This window comes from Streptomyces sp. NPDC034037, from assembly GCF_055575715.1.
Genome location: NZ_JBVISC010000001.1, coordinates 723,408 through 739,149, shown reverse-complemented (window position 1 = coordinate 739,149; position 15,742 = coordinate 723,408). Strand labels below are relative to the sequence as shown.

Here is a 15,742-nt window from a genome sequence, read left to right as displayed (position 1 = left end):
CCGGCCGGGAGCGCCACGGGCGAGCCGTAGTATTCGTACGTGGCAGGCAGGATCAATGACGAGGACGTGAAGGCGGTTCGGGACGCGGTCCCGATCGACGCCGTGGTCTCCGACTACCTCCAGCTGCGCAGCGCCGGGGGCGGGAACCTCAAGGGCCTGTGCCCCTTCCACGACGAGAAGTCCCCGTCCTTCCAGGTCAGCCCGAGCAAGGGTCTCTTCCACTGCTTCGGCTGCCAGGAAGGCGGCGACACGATCGCCTTCGTGATGAAGATCGACCACCTCACGTTCTCCGAGACGGTCGAGCGCCTCGCCGCCAAGGCGGGCATCACGCTGCGCTACGAGGAGGGCGGGTACAACCCCAGCCACCAGCGCGGGGAGCGCATCCGCCTGGTCGAGGCCCACAAGATCGCCGCCCAGTTCTACGTGGACCAGCTGGAGAGCCCCGAGGCCGAGATCGGCCGCAAGTTCCTCGCCGAGCGCGGCTTCGACCAGGCCGCCGCCGCGCACTTCGGCGTGGGCTACAGCCCCGCCGGCTGGGACCACCTCACCCGCTTCCTGCGCGGCAAGGGCTTCTCCGACAAGGAGCTGACCCTCTCCGGCCTCTCCCAGGAGGGCCGCCGCGGCCCCATCGACCGCTTCCGGGGCCGCCTGATGTGGCCCATCCGCGACATCGGCGGCGAGGTCGTCGGCTTCGGCGCCCGCAAGCTGCGCGACGACGACAACGGCCCGAAGTACCTCAACACCCCCGAGACCCCGATCTACAAGAAGGGCCAGGTGCTCTACGGCGTCGACCTGGCCAAGAAGGAGATCGCCAAGACCTCCCACGCCGTCGTCGTGGAGGGGTACACGGACGTCATGGCCTGCCACCTCGCCGGTGTCACCACCGCCATCGCGACCTGCGGCACGGCCTTCGGCGGCGACCACATCAAGATCCTGCGCCGCCTCCTGATGGACAACGGCTCGGCGCGGGTGATCTTCACCTTCGACGGTGACGCGGCGGGCCAGAAGGCCGCCCTGCGCGCCTTCGAGGACGACCAGAAGTTCGCCGCCGAGACGTACATCGCCATCGCCCCCGACGGCATGGACCCTTGCGAGCTGCGCCTGGCCAAGGGCGACGAGGCGGTCGCCGACCTGGTCCGGCCCCGCACGCCGCTCTTCGAGTTCGCGCTGCGCCAGATCGTCTCGCGGTACGACCTGGAGACCCCCGCCGGCCGGGCCGCCGCCCTGGACGAGGCGGCCCCCGTCGTGGCCCGCATCAAGAACAGCGGCGCGCAGCACGAGGTGGCCGTCCAGCTCGCCGGCATGCTCGGCATCCTGGACACGCAGTTCGTGGTCAAGCGCGTGGCGCAGCTGGCCCGTTGGGCCCGCGACCGGGGCGGCAGGGGCCCCGCGCAGCCGCAGGCCGGGCCCCAGCAGACGTACGCGCAAGGTCCGGCCCCCTCCAGCGGCCCCGCGCTGACCCTGCGCAGCCCCGCCCACCGCACCGAGCGCGAGCTGCTCAAACTGGCCCTCCAGTACCCCCAGTTGGTCTCCCCGGCCTTCGACGCGTACGGGATGGACGAGTTCACCGCCCCGCCCTACGCCGCCGTGCGCCGGTGCATCGAGGAGGCGGGCGGCGCCGAGGCGGGCATCGCCGAACCGCAGGCCTACCTCGCGCGCGTGCTCGACGCGGCGCCCGACGACACGGTGCGCCGCATGGTCACCGAGCTGGCCGTCGAGGCGATCCTGCGCAAGACCGTCGACGAGGTGTACGCGGGCATGCAGCTCGTCCAGGTCCGGCTGCGCGCCGTCGACCGCCGCATCCGCGACGTCCAGGGCAGCCTCGCCCGGCTGGGCGCGGGCGGTGACCCGCAGCAACTGATCGCGGTGCAGAACGAGTTGTGGGTCCTCCAGCAGTACGGCCAGGCGCTGCGCGACCGTGGAGCCGACGCGCTCTAGAGGCGTGGCCTTGAGGCCAAGGGTTACCCGTCGGGTCACCACGCGGTCACGGAACGGACGCAAAAAGTCACCGCACGCCCCTCGTGGCGGCCGTGTGTCGTACCCCACACTGGGTTCCGGTGCCTGAGTCCTCGGAGCGCGGCCGGCCCGCAGACAGCGGGCCCGACACCCCCGCCGTTCCACTCATCGTGTCCGGGACGGACAGCGGCGAGGCCGTGGTCCCTCTCCCGTTGCCGCACGCCTCAGCAGCGATCACCCTGGAGGTCGCCCCCGTGCAGACCCAGACCCAGCCCCTCGCCCAGACCGGGGCCGCCGCGCGTACGCCGGCGGACGCGGACGTCCTGGAGGCGGTCCCGCAGCAGGGCCGCGCGCCCCGGCACCCGGAGTCGACAGCGACCGGGCAGAAGGCCCCCGGGGCCGCGGAGGCCGCGGAGGCCGCGGAGGTCACGGAGGTCACGGACGCCACCGAGGCTCCCGAAGCCACCGGCGTCACCGGCGTCACCGAAGGCACCGGCGTCACCGAAGACACCAGCGTCACCGGCGTCACCGAAGTCCCCGAAGGCCCCGAAGTCGTCGAAAGCGTCGAAGCCGCCGAGCCGCCGCCGGCCCTCGAACCGGAGACCATTGACCTGCCCGCGCCCCGCGGCCGCGCCGACACCGGCGGCCCGTCCTCCGACCTGTTCCGCCAGTACCTGCGCGAGATCGGCCGCATCCCTCTGCTCACCGCGGCGGAGGAGGTGGAGCTGGCCCGCGGCGTGGAGGCCGGCCTGTTCGCCGAGGAGAAGCTGGGCAGCACCCCCGACCTGGACTCCCAGCTCGCCCTGGACCTCGACAAGCTGGTGGTCAGGGGCCGGATGGCCAAGCGCCGGCTGATCGAGGCGAATCTGCGCCTGGTCGTCTCCGTCGCCAAGCGCTACGTGGGCCGCGGGCTCACCATGCTCGACCTCGTCCAGGAGGGGAACCTCGGCCTGATCAGGGCGGTCGAGAAGTTCGACTACGCCCGGGGCTACAAGTTCTCCACGTACGCGACCTGGTGGATCCGGCAGGCCATGTCCCGGGCCCTGGCCGACCAGGCCCGCACCATCCGCGTGCCCGTGCACGTCGTGGAGCTGATCAACCGCGTCGTGCGCGTCCAGCGCCGCATGCTCCAGGAGCGCGGGTACGAGCCCACGCCCGACGAAGTGGCCGCCCAGCTCGACCTGCTCCCCGAGCGGGTCAGCGAGGTGCTGCGGCTCGCGCAGGAGCCGGTCTCGCTGCACGCCCCGGTCGGCGAGGAGGACGACGTCGCGCTCGGCGACCTCATCGAGGACGGCGACGCGGCCTCGCCCGTGGAATCCGCCGCGTTCCTGCTGCTGCGCGAGCACCTGGAAGCGGTGCTCTCCACGCTCGGCGAGCGCGAACGCAAGGTCGTCCAGCTGCGCTACGGCCTGGCGGACGGCCGCCCGCGCACGCTGGAGGAGATAGGCCGCATCTTCGGCGTGACCCGCGAACGCATCCGCCAGATCGAATCCAAGACCCTCAACAAACTGAGGGACCACGCCTTCGCCGACCAACTGCGGGGCTACCTCGACTGAGGCGCTCCGTCCGGGCAGCGCCCCGAAGGGGCGCGGGGAACCGCGCGACCAGCCACCAGAGGCCGGCACCCACAGTGCCCCCGAGCCCCGACGGCGCCCCTAGTCGACCTCCGCGACGGCCTCCGCGAACTGCGCCGCGTACAACCGCGCGTACGCCCCGTCCGCCGCCAGCAACGCGTCGTGCGTCCCCTGCTCCACGATCGCCCCGTCCTCCATGACCAGGATCGTGTCGGCGTCGCGAATCGTGGAGAGCCGGTGCGCGATGACGAAGGAAGTGCGCCCGTGCGCGAGGCGGGCCATCGCCTTCTGGATGAGCACCTCGGTCCGGGTGTCCACCGAACTCGTCGCCTCGTCGAGCACCAGGATCACCGGGTCGGACAGGAACGCCCGCGCGATGGTGATGAGCTGCTTCTCGCCCGCGCTCACCCCCGTGCCGTCGTCGTCGATCACCGTGTCGTACCCGTCGGGGAGCGTGCGCACGAAGCGGTCCGCGTGGGCGGCGCGCGCCGCCTCCTCGACCTCCTCACGCGTGATGTCCTTCGCGGAGCCGTACGCGATGTTCTCCGCGATGGTCCCGCCGAACAGCCAGGTGTCCTGCAGGACCATGCCGATCCCGGTCCGCAGCTCGTCCCGCGACATCTTGGCGATGTCCACCCCGTCCAGGGTGATGCGCCCGCCCGTCACCTCGTAGAACCGCATGAGCAGGTTCACCAGCGTCGTCTTGCCCGCGCCGGTCGGGCCCACGATGGCGACCGTGTGCCCCGGGTCCACGACCAGGGACAGGTCCTCGATGAGCGGCTTGTCCTCGGCGTAGCGGAAGGAGACGTGCTCCATCGCCACGCGCCCGCGCAGCTTCTCGGGCCGCTCGCCGGGCACGGGGTCGGCCCCCTGCTCCTCGGCGTCGAGGATCTCGAAGATCCGCTCGGCGGAGGCGACGCCCGACTGCACCAGGTTCGCCATGGAGGCGACCTGGGTGAGCGGCATCGAGAACTGCCGCGAGTACTGGATGAAGGCCTGCACGTCACCGATGGTCAGCGAGCCGGAGGCGACACGGAGGCCGCCGACGACGGCCACGAGCACGTAGTTGAGGTTGGAGATGAAGAACATCAGCGGCTGCATGACGCCGCTGTTGAACTGCGCCTTGAACCCGGCCTCGTACAGCCGCTCGTTCTGCTCGGCGAACGCCTTCGCCGACTCCTCCTGCCGGCCGAACACCTTCACCAGGGCGTGCCCGGTGTACATCTCCTCGATGTGCGCGTTCAGTTGGCCGGTGGTCTTCCACTGCTGCACGAACTGCGGCTGCGACCGCTTGCCGACCTTCTTCGCCACGAGGAACGACAGCGGCACGGTGACCAGCGCCACCAGCGCCAGCAGCGGTGACACCCAGAGCATCATCACCAGCACGCCGACGATCGTCAGGGCCGAGTTGATGAGCTGGCCCATGGTCTGCTGGAGCGTCTGGTTGATGTTGTCCAGGTCGTTGGTGGCGCGGCTGAGCACCTCGCCGCGCTGCCGCTTGTCGAAGTACGACAGCGGCAGCCGCGACAGCTTCTCCTGTACGTCGCCCCGCATCCGGAAGACGGTCCGGTTGATGGCGCGGTTCGAGAGCCGGGTGGACACCGCCATCAGCAGGCCCGCCGCCAGGAAGGTGCCCAGCGCGAGCAGCAGGACCTCGCCCATCGCGCCGAAGTCGATGCCCTCGCCGGGCGTGAAGTCGACGCCGGTCAGCATGTCGGCCATGCCGCCGTCGCCCTTGTCGCGCATGCGCTCGATGACCTGTTCCTTCGTCAGGCCGTCGGGCAAGTCGCGGCCGACGATGCCCGCGAAGAGCAGGTCGGTCGCCTTGCCGAGGATCTTCGGGCCGAGGACGGAGAGCGCGACGCTCAGGATCCCGGCCGCGATCATCCCGTACATCGTGGAGCGCTCCGGCTTGAACTGCGCGAGCAGCCGCTTGCCGGAACCCTTGAAGTCCATCGACCGGGAGTCGGGGCCCATCATGGGGCCACCCAGGCCAGGGGGCATTACGCGGCCTCCGCTTCCGTCAGCTGGGAGAGCACGATCTCCCGGTAGGTCTCATTGCTCTCCATCAGCTCGCCGTGGCTGCCGGTGCCCACGACCCGGCCCTCGTCGAGGACCACGATGCGGTCGGCGTCGCGGATGGTGGAGACGCGCTGGGCGACGATGACGACGGTCGCCCCGGCGGTCTCGCGGGACAGGGCGCGGCGCAGGGCCGCGTCGGTGGCGTAGTCGAGCGCGGAGAACGAGTCGTCGAAGAGGTAGATCTCCGGGCGCTGCACGAGGCTGCGCGCGATGGACAGGCGCTGGCGCTGGCCACCGGAGACGTTGGTGCCGCCCTGCGAGATGGGCGCGTCGAGCCCCTCGTCCAGGCCCGCGACGAACTCCTTGGCCTGGGCGACCTCAAGGGCGTGCCACAGCTCCTCGTCCGTCGCGTCGGGGTTGCCGTACCGCAGGTTGGTCGCGACCGTGCCGGCGAAGAGGTACGGCTTCTGCGGGACGAGGCTCACCGTCTTGGCCAGCAGCGCGGGCTCGACGGTGCTCACGTCCACGCCGCCGACCAGGACCTGCCCCTCCGTCGTGTCGATCAGTCGCGGTACGAGGCTCAGCAGCGTCGATTTGCCGCTGCCGGTCGACCCGATCACGGCGGTCGTCTCGCCGGGCCGGGCGATCAGGTCGATGCCCTTGAGGACGGGCTCCTCGGCGCCGGGGTAGCGGAAGCCCGCGCCCCGGATCTCCAGGTGCCCGTGGCTGCGCAGCGCCCGGACCGGGTCGGCCGGCGGCACCACGCTGCTGTCGGTGTCCAGGACCTCCTCGATGCGCTCGGCGCAGACCTCCGCGCGCGGCACCATCATGAACATGAAGGTGGCCATCATCACGGACATGACGATCTGCATCAGGTAGGCGAGGAACGCGGTGAGCGCGCCGATCTCCATGCCGCCGTCGTCGATGCGGTGCGCGCCGAACCACACCACCGCGACGGAGGAGAGGTTCACGACGGTCATCACGATCGGGAACATCAGCGCGAGCAGCTTGCCGCTGCCGAGCGAGACGGCGGTCAGATCGGCGTTGGCCTTGCGGAAGCGCTCCTTCTCGTACGTGTCGCGGACGAAGGCGCGGATGACGCGGTTGCCGGTGATCTGCTCGCGCAGCACGCGGTTCACCGTGTCGAGCCGTACCTGCATGCTGCGGAACAGCGGCCGCAGCCGCCGCACGATCAGGCTCACGCTGACGGCGAGGACGGGCACGACGGCGACCAGGACACCGGAGAGCGGCACGTCCAGGCCGAGCGCCATCACGATGCCGCCGACGCACATGATGGGCGCGGTCACCATCAGCGTGAACGACATCAGGGCCAGCGTCTGGACCTGCTGGACGTCGTTGGTGGTGCGCGTGATGAGGGAGGGCGCGCCGAACTGCCCGAGCTCGCGCGCGGAGAAGGACTGCACGCGGTCGAAGACGGCGGCCCGGACGTCGCGCCCGAGGGCGGAGGCGGTGCGCGCGCCGTAGAAGACGGCACCGATGTTGCAGGCCATCTGCACGACGGTGACGGCGATCATGATGCCGCCGTAGGTGAGGATGTGGCCCGTGTCTCCCCGGACGACGCCCTCGTCGATGATGTCGGCGTTCAGGGTGGGCAGATAGAGCGAGGCGCAGGTCTGCAGGAACTGCAGGAGCACCAGCAGGGCGATGGGTTTCTTGTACGGACGCAGGTACGTCCGCAGGAGTCGTATGAGCACGCTCGGTCTCTCGAGGAGTCGGGTGTCGGCAGGCGAGGTCGTTCCCTATCCTGCGACACCCGACCCCCCGGGCGGCAACCGATTAACCCATGACCGAGTCAAAAATCTTCCCCGGTACAGAACTAGCCTCGCTCAAGAAACCCGAAAGCGCTCATTCCGCCCTACGGGGACCCGCCGGGGCCATCCGGGTCACCCTCAGGAGAACGCCCCGGGGTGCGCCTGCTCCCGCACCGTCGCGTACTGCTGCCGCACCGCCTGGCCCACCGCCAGCTCCTCACCGGGTTCGAAGACCTGCGCCGCGGCCCCCTGCCAGTACGGCAGTTGGCCGGTCAGCGCCCACGCGGCCTGGCGCGCGGCGCCGATCGCGGCGTAGTCGGCGGGCTGCGGCACGACGACCTGCGTACCGAAGAGCATGGGGGCCGCCGCCTGCACGGCGGGCAGCTCGGCGGCGGCGCCCAGCAGGAACACCCGCCGCACCTCGACCCCGCGCGCCCGCAGCACGTCGAGCGCGTCCCCGAGCCCGCACAGCATGCCCTCGAACGCGGCCCGCGCCAGATGCTCGGGCTTCATCGACTCGCGCCGCAGCCCGGTCAGCGTGCCGGCGGCATGCGGCAGATTGGGCGTCTTCTCGCCCTCCAGATACGGCAGGAGTACGAGGCCGTGGGCGCCCGGCGTCGACTTCACGGCGAGCGCGGACAGCTCCTCCAGGTCCACGACGCCCAGCATCTCGGCGGTGCCGCGCAGCACCCGTACGGCGTTCATCGTGTGGACCACCGGAAGGTGCATGCCCGTGGCGTCGGCGAGCGACGTGATCATCCCGCCCGCGTCGACCAGCGCCTCGTGGTGCACCGCCATCACCGAACCCGACGCCCCGAGGGAGACCACGGCATCGCCCTGCTGCACGCCGAGCCCGAAGGCGGCCGCCATCGTCTCGCCGGTCCCGGCGGAGATCAGCAGCCCCTCGGGGGTCGTCCCGGCCGGCTCGGCGGGCCCGATCACCTCGGGCAGCACCGCCTGGTGCCCGAGGGCCAGTTCGACCAGGTCCGGGCGGTACGCGCCGGTCGCCGCCGACCAGTAGCCGGTGCCGGAGGCCCCGCCGCGGTCGGTCGTGCGCCGGGCGGGACGGCCCAGGAGCTGCCACACGAGCCAGTCGGGGGCCTGCATGAGGGCGGTGACGTGCCGGGCCGCCTCCGGTTCGGTCCTGGCCAGCCAGCGCAGCTTCGTCACGGGCTGCGCGGACTGCGGGACACACCCCACGGCCTGCGCCCAGGCCTCGCGGCCGCCGAGGGCGTCGATCAGGTCGACGGCGGCGACCTGCGCCCGCCGGTCGTTGCCGACGAGCGCGGGGCGCACGGTGTTGCCGTGGTTGTCGAGCGGCACCAGCGCGTTCTGCTGGGCGGACACGCCGATCGCCTGTACGCCGTCGAGCAGCCCGCCGCTCGCGGCCTCGCCGAGGGAGAGCAGCCAGGCCTGTGGATCCACGTCGGCCGGGCGGCCGCCCCCCTCGGCGGCCTCCACCGGATGCGGGGCGTACCCCTGCTTGAGCACGGCACCCGTGTCCGCGTCACAGACCACGATGCGCGTGAAATCGGGCGAACTGTCCAACCCTGCGACTATCCCCATGCCGGGAATTCTGCCGCACCGCCGGACCGGTCCGTACCTGTGTTCGCCGTCCGTGATCGCGGGGGCCCGCCGCCGCTAGGTGTTGCTGGTGCCCCAGTCGTCCTGTCCGGGGCCCTGGCCGCGCTCGCGCAGCGACCGCACCCGCTCGGAGACCGAGTCGGGCATCCGGTCGCCCATCTTCTCGGAGACCGTGTGGAAGGCCTTGCCCGCCACCTCGCGTCCCTGCTGTCCCGCCGACTCGACGGTGTTGCGCACGGCCGGGTTCTGCGCGATCTCCCTGGCCGACTTCTTCAGCTTCTCGTAACGCTCGCGTCCGGCCCGGGTCCCGAGCACGTACCCGAGAGCCAGTCCTGCCACGAATGTGAGCCGGTACCGCATGGCTGCCACCCTTCCCTTGCGTCCGCGTCGCGCGTCTGTCGCTCGCCTGTCACTCGTATCCCGAATCAGCTGAGGGACACCGATTGGCGGAGCACCCCCCTGCTTGCGCTAATGTATGTGTCGCAGCGAGCGCCCGCCGCCCGGAGAGTTCCCAGGTGGATGCGTTCGATGCACAACGAGACGATCCCCTGTAGCTCAATTGGCAGAGCAGCCGGCTGTTAACCGGCAGGTTACTGGTTCGAGTCCAGTCGGGGGAGCTCGGTCTCCTGTAGCTCAATTGGCAGAGCAGCCGGCTGTTAACCGGCAGGTTACTGGTTCGAGTCCAGTCGGGAGAGCTGTACGGAAGGACCCCGGAGACCCCCTCCGGGGTCCTTTTTCATACCGTTTGCCCCCCTGGTGGAACCGCGCGGGCGGCCCCGCTGTCCTCATGGTCGAGCGAAGCCGACCATCCGAAGCAGGAGATCGTATGAGCGGCTATGCTGCGGCAGACGGCGCGCACAAATGTGCGCGACGCGCCGTTAGGGGCGGTAGCTCAGCCGGTTAGAGCAGCGGACTCATAATCCGTCGGCCGTGGGTTCGAGTCCCACCCGCCCCACCAAGGCGCCAGTGCGCAGGAACGATTCCACCTGCGTCAACTGTGCCCCCAGGCGGTTCGCCCTCCTTGGAGCGACACGCCAAAGGCCGTTGGCCGCCCCCTGCCGGCCTGAGCCCCTGACGGGCACCCCCATCGCCGGGCCTCGCCCGCCGGCCATCCCCGAGCAAGATCGTTCCGGTCTGGGGAGCGTGCTTCTCGGGGGCGTCGCGCGTGTGGTGCTTGCCGCGCGGAGGCGTGGCTAACGTGAGGCCCTCGTGCGGGGAGGGTGCTTCCGGCACAGCTGCGGCTTGCTCTTCGGTTCTGGCTGTAGGAGGGAACTCCCGCATGTGCGGGGCTTGAGGTGGGTTCGCAGGCGCTGACACGTTCGCGGCCCCAGCCGTCTGCTGAGAGGCTCGCGTGCCGAGTTTGCGACGCGCCAGCGGAGTTTGCCCAGTACCTCAAGCGCACTTCCACCTCTACGGCAGCTCTGGTGATGCTTGTGGTGTTTGCGCTGTACCTGCGGAAGTCATTCGTCGGTGCACGTGGCGGCTCCGCGCCAGCACGCTGGCGACGTGGAGTTAGGGCAGGCCGAGTGGCGCCCACGGGGGAGCAGCCGTGTGGTGAACGCTTGACTGATCCCCGCTTGAGGAGGGCGAAGGGCCAGCCGCATGGAAGCGAGTGGTATTTCCGTGCTTTCGGCGGCTCCGTAGTCGAGAGGCGGCACTTGGAGCGTTCGAGTTCCACCCGCTCCACCCAGGCGTCAGGGCACAGGAACGATTCCACCTGTGTTAACCGTGCCTCTCGGCTGAACACTCTGCTTGGAGCGAATCGTCGCCCCTGCCCGCCGTCTGCTTCTCCGGCGGAACTGCGATGAGGGACTACCGGGGTGTGCGTCGCACGAAGCGGGGCGGTTGTGGGCACTTGGTGTGGAGCCAGGTGATGGCGTCGTCGGTCGAGATGGAGAGCTTCACTGCGAATGTGCCGGGTGGTTTTTGGTGATCGGGGGTGTCGCAGTGCCAGCAGTATCGGGTGCCCTCACTCATCCCTGGCCCCGCCTTGGCGTACGGGTGGCTGTTCGCTGGCCGCTTCCAGGGTTCGGCGTAGGCGGCGGCCCTTCGCGCAGATGCGGCCCATGGACTTGCACGTGGGGCAGTCGTAGGTGTGTTTGACGATCGCTTGGCGGATTTCCAACGGGTTCAGCTCTGGGGGCCTGGGGTGGGCGGTCATTGTTCTGGCTCCGGGCTGACGCTGACCGCGTAGGTGATGAGCGCCGCTACCGTGCACGGTTCGCACAGGTCGCCCTCGAAGCGTGGGGGGATCGTCCAGTGCGTGCCAGGCGGCTTCCTGCGGTCGAGGCGGGGTACGCCGAGGTAGGTTCCTGTCCCCAGGCAGGGGGCGATGGCCTGGTGCGCCCACGCGCGCCCGGTGCGGGGCCGTGTGAGGGCGTAGTACGTGTCGCCCATGGCTCGGTTGTCGTGGATGACGGGGCCGTTGAGGGCGCGGCCGAGCAGGAGGGCGATCTGCTGCGGGTCGGTCGTGCACACTGCCGCGAGCACGAGCCGCTCGGGCAGGCGGACCGCCTCGAAGCGCCGGCCGAGCGGAAGCAGCGCCACGCCGGTATCGGCCCATTCGCGCCGGGCCTGTTCGGGAGCCTGCTGGGAGTGTGCCAACCAGTCCGAGAGGACGTTCATCGTCTGCCTATCCACCGTCCGGGCCCCTGCCGTCGTCAGCGTCGATCAGGTCTGATGACGACGGTAGGAGGGGTGCGTCCCGGCTGATGACCGGGATCCGGTCACCTCGTTTCAGGCAGACAAGAGACCAACGTTCACGGCGAGGCGTGAGGCGCGGCGCCGCCGGTTTGTCTCCTTCGACTCGGTCTCTTCCAGGATGATCCGCCGCGCGTACCCGTTGTACTTGATCGTTTCCGGTGCGGCCTTGTACGCCTTCTCGAGAGTTGCGATCGCCACGTCGGGCTGCCCGTCCAGCTGGTAGCCGCGAGCCTCCTCGATACGGTGTCGGGCCCGTCGTGGTCGCGACCTGATGACGGCTGTGTCCGCCCGGGCGGCCTGTCGCACCGATTCCCCGCCCTGGTGCAATTCGACGGCCACGGTGACCGCGTGCGCTCCCATGATGGCGCGCGAGAAGGATGTGACCGGGTGGGAGTACTCGCTCGGCAACCGTTGGGCCATGTCGTTGGCCCTGTCCCAGTGCCGCCACGCCGTTCCCGTGTCCCGGCGGCGGGCCGCTGTATAGCCCAGCTCGAACTCCAGGGCGCCCGCGATGGCGAGGAGGTCGGCGTCCGCGTCGGGAAGCAGGGGCGTCAGGATCCGGATGGCTTCGAGGTTGATGGCGTCAGCCGCGTCGAAGTGGTTCGGCCCGCTGTCGCGGTGTGCCTGTGCCAGCAGCCACGCGGCCACGCCGATCCAGTGGGGGGCGCCGGAGTCCTGCGCGGCCACCATGCCACGTTCGGCGACGCGCCACAGGAGCGCGGAATCGGGCTGGTAGGCGACGAAGAACTGCGCGAGGGAGTACGTCTCGGCGAGCAGCTCTTGGGCCGCGCGACGGTCCCTTGCCGTGTCAGCCGTACGTGCGAGCGCCTGCGCGTCACGGATCAGGTCGGGCAGCAGCCTCCCGACGGCCTCGCGATGGTTCGGGGCGGAGTGACGCGCCTTCCACGCCGCGTGGAGCCGCGCCGTCAGATGGGCGACGGGCGGCGGTTCGACGCTCTCGGAGAGGGAGAAGCAGTCGACGGCCGCCTTCACCGCGCCGAGGCGAGGGTGGCCGGGGCCGATGAAGAGGTCCACGCGCATATCGCGATGCCCTGTCAGCTCGGCGAGGTCCCTTACCCGGAGTGCCTCGGCGATGCGCATCACCATGGCGAGACCCGGCGAGTGCTGCTGGCCGTTCTCGATCTTCCGCAGCGTGTGGGGTGAGACTCCGATGAAGTCGGCGAGCTGAGCGCGCGTCATACCGCGTCGCTCACGGAGAATTTGTACCCGTTGTCCGAAGCGCAATGGGTCGGCGTACGGGTCCGGGGTCGTATCAGATGGCACGGTCTCGCCCCTCTCTGAACAGCTCGGCACCGTCAGGGTAGGGGCGGGGCCAGGTTCGTGTGAGGGCTTTGGTCGGTGAACGATGCGCCCTGGCACGAGGCCACCCCCCTTCCACCCGGAGGTGGAAGGGGGCCTGGGGCCACGGGGGCGTCCCGGAGGGAGTAGGTGCCCGGGGTTCGGGCGAGGGGTGGGGCGGGGTCAGGAGGTGGGGTTGGGGTCCGTGCCGTTGGGGTGGGGCCATTTGCGGGTGTCGCGGGGTTCCACGTAGGGCTCCTTCTCCGCGGGCATGCCGCCGGCGATGGCGCGCTGGCGGGCCAGTTCCGCGTCGAATTCCAGGCCGAGCAGGATGGCCAGGTTCGACAGCCACAGCCAGACCAGGAAGATCACGACACCCGCCAGCGTGCCGTACGTCTTGTTGTACGAGGCGAAGCCCGCGACGTACAGCGCGAAGCCGGCGGAGGCCACCAGCCACAGGAGCACCGCGACGACACTGCCAGGGCTCAGCCAGCGGAAGCCGGGGCCGTGGACGTTCGGGGCGCGCCAGAAGAGCAGGGCGATCATCAGGATGACGATGATCAGCAGCACCGGCCACTTCGCGATGGACCAGGCGGTGAGCGCCGCGTCGCCCAGGCCGATGGCGTCGCCCGCACGCCGGGCGATCGGACCCGTGAAGACCACGATCAGCGCGCTGGCGGCCAGCAGGATCATCAGGGCCAGGGTCAGGCCGATCCGCAGCGGCGTCAGCTTCCACACCGGGCGGCCCTCGGGCAGGTCGTACACGGCGTTGGAGGCGCGGATGAACGCTCCCACGTAACCGGACGCCGACCACACCGCGAGCAGCAGGCCCGCGATCGCCATCACGCCGCTGGTGCTGCCGCTGCCCTGCAGCTGGCGTACGGCGTCGCTCAGCAGGTCGCGGACCGGGCCCGGCGCGAGCTTCTCCAGGTTGTCCAGGACTGAGTCGGTGGCCTTCTTCCCGATCACGCCCAGCACCGAGACCAGGACGAGCAGCGCGGGGAAGAGCGACAGCACGCCGTAGTACGTCAGCGCGGCGGCCCGGTCGGGCAGGTCGTCGTCCATGAACTCTTTGCCGGTGCGCCGCGCCACCGCCCACCAGGAGCGGGCGGGCAGCTCGGTGGGTTCGTCGGGGGCCGCCTCCTCGACCGCCGGTCCCGGACCGGCCGCGGACTCCGGACCGGCCGCAGACTCCGGGCCGGCCGCAGGCTCCGGTTCGCCTTCGTGCGGCTGGTCGTGGGTGCGGGCGTGGTCGTCGCCGTCCTTGTCGCGTCCCGGCTCGCGGTCCTGCTTGTTTTCGTGTTTGTCGAAGAGTGCCATGTGGTGGTGAGTTGGCCGACTCGGCCGACGTATGCCTGTTCACGGCGAGAAGGTTGTGTGTTCGGGGTCTCCGACATCCCCCAGAGGCCTCGGTGCGCGTCCCGGAGGGGTCTCGGTGATTCCTCCATGACTCCTCGCACCTGCCATGGAGGATCCGCAGAAATGGTTCCAGGTGCCAGGCTTTTGCCCTTATCTTGGCGCACATGCAGTCCTACACGATCGGGCAGGCCGCGCGTCTGCTGGGGGTCAGCGCCGACACCGCCCGCCGCTGGGCCGACGCCGGGCGGTTCGCCACGCACCGCGACGAGGGCGGGCGGCGGCTCGTCGACGGCCGGGATCTCGCCGCGTTCTGCGTCGAGGTCGCCCAGAGCGCCGGCACCGGCGACGACGACAGTCCGTACACCTCCGCCCGCAACGCCTTTCCCGGCATCGTCACCGCCGTGAAGCTCGGTGACGTGGCCGCCCAGGTGGAGATCCAGGCGGGCCCGCACCGCCTGGTCTCGCTGCTGACCCGCGAGGCGGTGGAGGAACTCGGCCTGGAGGTCGGGATGCAGGCCACCGCCCGGGTGAAGTCCACGAGCGTGCACATCGACCGCGTCTGAGCCAGGAGCGACTCCCATGTTTCCCGTGTCCCCGAAGTTCCGCGTCCCCGGCGCCCGCCGGGTCGCCGGCGCGGTCGTCACCGCCGCGCTGCTCGTCCCGCTCGCGGCGTGCGGCGGCGGCGACAGTGGCGAGAGCGGGAAGGACGGTGGCGGGAAGAACGTGCGGCTGACCGTCCTCGCCGCCTCCTCCCTCACCGACGTCTTCGCCACGGCCAAGAAGGAGTACGAGAAGGACCACCCCGGCACGCGGCTGACCATCTCCGCGGCCGGCTCCCAGGAACTGGCCGCGCAGGTCCGGCAGGGGGCGCCCGCCGATGTGCTGGTCACCGCCGACACCACCACCATGGACGGCCTCAAGGGCGAGACCGGCACCCCCACCGTGATCGCCAGGAACCGGCTCGTGATCGCCACCCGTGAGGGCAACCCCGACCGGATCAAGGGGCTCAAGGACCTCGCGGACAGCGGGCTGAAGGTCGTCCTCGCCGATGACACCGTGCCGGTCGGGCGCTACAGCAAGCAGATCCTCGACCGGCAGCACGTCACGGTGAAGCCCGTCTCCAAGGAGGCCAACGTCCGGTCCGTGCTCAGCAAGGTCGAGCTGGGCGAGGCCGACGCCGGCCTCGTCTACCGGACGGACGCCGCGACCGCACCCGACAAGGTCGACGCCGTCGACATCCCCGACGCGCAGAACGCCGTGGCCTCCTACCCGGCCGCGACCCTCAAGGGCTCCGGCAACGGGGAGGCCGCGGCCGCGTTCGTGAAGTGGCTCAGCACCGCCGAGGCGCAGAAGATCCTGCGGGACGCGGGCTTCCAGAAGCCCTAGCGCGCACGCGGGTCCGGCTTGCGTGCCGGGCCCGCTCGCATGCCGGCGCGGCCGCCGGCACCTGCCCGGCGCATCGACTTCCGGGCG

11 protein-coding genes and 3 tRNA genes are annotated in these 15,742 nt (G+C 70.6%); 7 read left to right on the top strand and 7 right to left on the bottom strand.

Annotation, left to right across the window (positions count from 1 at the left end):
• The first annotated feature begins 39 nt into the window (after positions 1–39).
• Complete coding sequence (gene dnaG, locus ACZ516_RS03350; protein WP_469008244.1) at positions 40–1,938, top strand: DNA primase; 1,899 nt, start codon at positions 40–42, stop codon at positions 1,936–1,938.
• A gap of 119 nt (positions 1,939–2,057) precedes the next feature.
• On the top strand, positions 2,058–3,512 hold the full coding sequence (locus ACZ516_RS03345) for an RNA polymerase sigma factor (RefSeq protein WP_469008243.1): 1,455 nt from the start codon (positions 2,058–2,060) through the stop codon (positions 3,510–3,512).
• Between the two features lie 99 nt (positions 3,513–3,611).
• Here the strand turns inward: ACZ516_RS03345 and ACZ516_RS03340 are convergent, their stop codons facing one another.
• The 4 genes from ACZ516_RS03340 to ACZ516_RS03325 form a co-directional block, all read right to left on the bottom strand.
• Complete coding sequence (locus ACZ516_RS03340; protein WP_469008241.1) at positions 3,612–5,534, bottom strand: ABC transporter ATP-binding protein; 1,923 nt, start codon at positions 5,532–5,534, stop codon at positions 3,612–3,614.
• On the bottom strand, positions 5,534–7,267 hold the full coding sequence (locus ACZ516_RS03335; protein ID WP_358584348.1) for an ABC transporter ATP-binding protein: 1,734 nt from the start codon (positions 7,265–7,267) through the stop codon (positions 5,534–5,536). Before ACZ516_RS03335 ends, ACZ516_RS03340 begins: the two co-directional genes overlap by 1 nt.
• Before the next feature lie 195 nt (positions 7,268–7,462).
• On the bottom strand, positions 7,463–8,890 hold the full coding sequence (locus ACZ516_RS03330; RefSeq protein WP_469008240.1) for an FGGY family carbohydrate kinase: 1,428 nt from the start codon (positions 8,888–8,890) through the stop codon (positions 7,463–7,465).
• A 75-nt stretch (positions 8,891–8,965) separates the two neighbouring features.
• Positions 8,966–9,268 (bottom strand): YtxH domain-containing protein, encoded by a 303-nt coding sequence (locus ACZ516_RS03325; RefSeq protein WP_361080909.1) that lies wholly within the window; start codon positions 9,266–9,268, stop codon positions 8,966–8,968.
• A gap of 184 nt (positions 9,269–9,452) precedes the next feature.
• Between ACZ516_RS03325 and ACZ516_RS03320 the strand changes: the two genes are divergently transcribed.
• From ACZ516_RS03320 to ACZ516_RS03310, 3 genes are all read left to right on the top strand, one after another.
• Positions 9,453–9,525 (top strand) — tRNA-Asn (locus tag ACZ516_RS03320).
• A gap of 5 nt (positions 9,526–9,530) precedes the next feature.
• Positions 9,531–9,603, top strand: a tRNA-Asn gene (locus ACZ516_RS03315).
• Positions 9,604–9,789: 186 nt separating this feature from the next.
• Positions 9,790–9,866: transfer RNA gene (locus ACZ516_RS03310), tRNA-Ile, on the top strand.
• A gap of 1,199 nt (positions 9,867–11,065) precedes the next feature.
• On the opposite strand, the gene ACZ516_RS03305 is transcribed toward ACZ516_RS03310, so the two are convergent.
• The 3 genes from ACZ516_RS03305 to ACZ516_RS03295 form a co-directional block, all read right to left on the bottom strand.
• Positions 11,066–11,548 carry a hypothetical protein gene (locus ACZ516_RS03305; protein ID WP_469008238.1) on the bottom strand — a complete coding sequence of 161 codons (483 nt, stop codon included), beginning with the start codon at positions 11,546–11,548 and terminating at the stop codon, positions 11,066–11,068.
• Positions 11,549–11,644: 96 nt separating this feature from the next.
• Entirely contained in the window at positions 11,645–12,895 is a 1,251-nt protein-coding gene (locus ACZ516_RS03300) for a helix-turn-helix domain-containing protein (protein WP_469008237.1), read from the bottom strand.
• A gap of 198 nt (positions 12,896–13,093) precedes the next feature.
• Complete coding sequence (locus ACZ516_RS03295; RefSeq protein WP_469008236.1) at positions 13,094–14,230, bottom strand: YihY/virulence factor BrkB family protein; 1,137 nt, start codon at positions 14,228–14,230, stop codon at positions 13,094–13,096.
• 203 nt (positions 14,231–14,433) lie between these two features.
• Between ACZ516_RS03295 and ACZ516_RS03290 the strand changes: the two genes are divergently transcribed.
• A complete protein-coding gene (locus tag ACZ516_RS03290; RefSeq protein ID WP_469008234.1) occupies positions 14,434–14,832 on the top strand; it encodes a TOBE domain-containing protein in 399 nt (132 codons plus the stop codon).
• A 16-nt stretch (positions 14,833–14,848) separates the two neighbouring features.
• Entirely contained in the window at positions 14,849–15,655 is an 807-nt protein-coding gene (gene modA, locus ACZ516_RS03285) for a molybdate ABC transporter substrate-binding protein (RefSeq protein ID WP_469008233.1), read from the top strand.
• Positions 15,656–15,742: the final 87 nt, after the last annotated feature.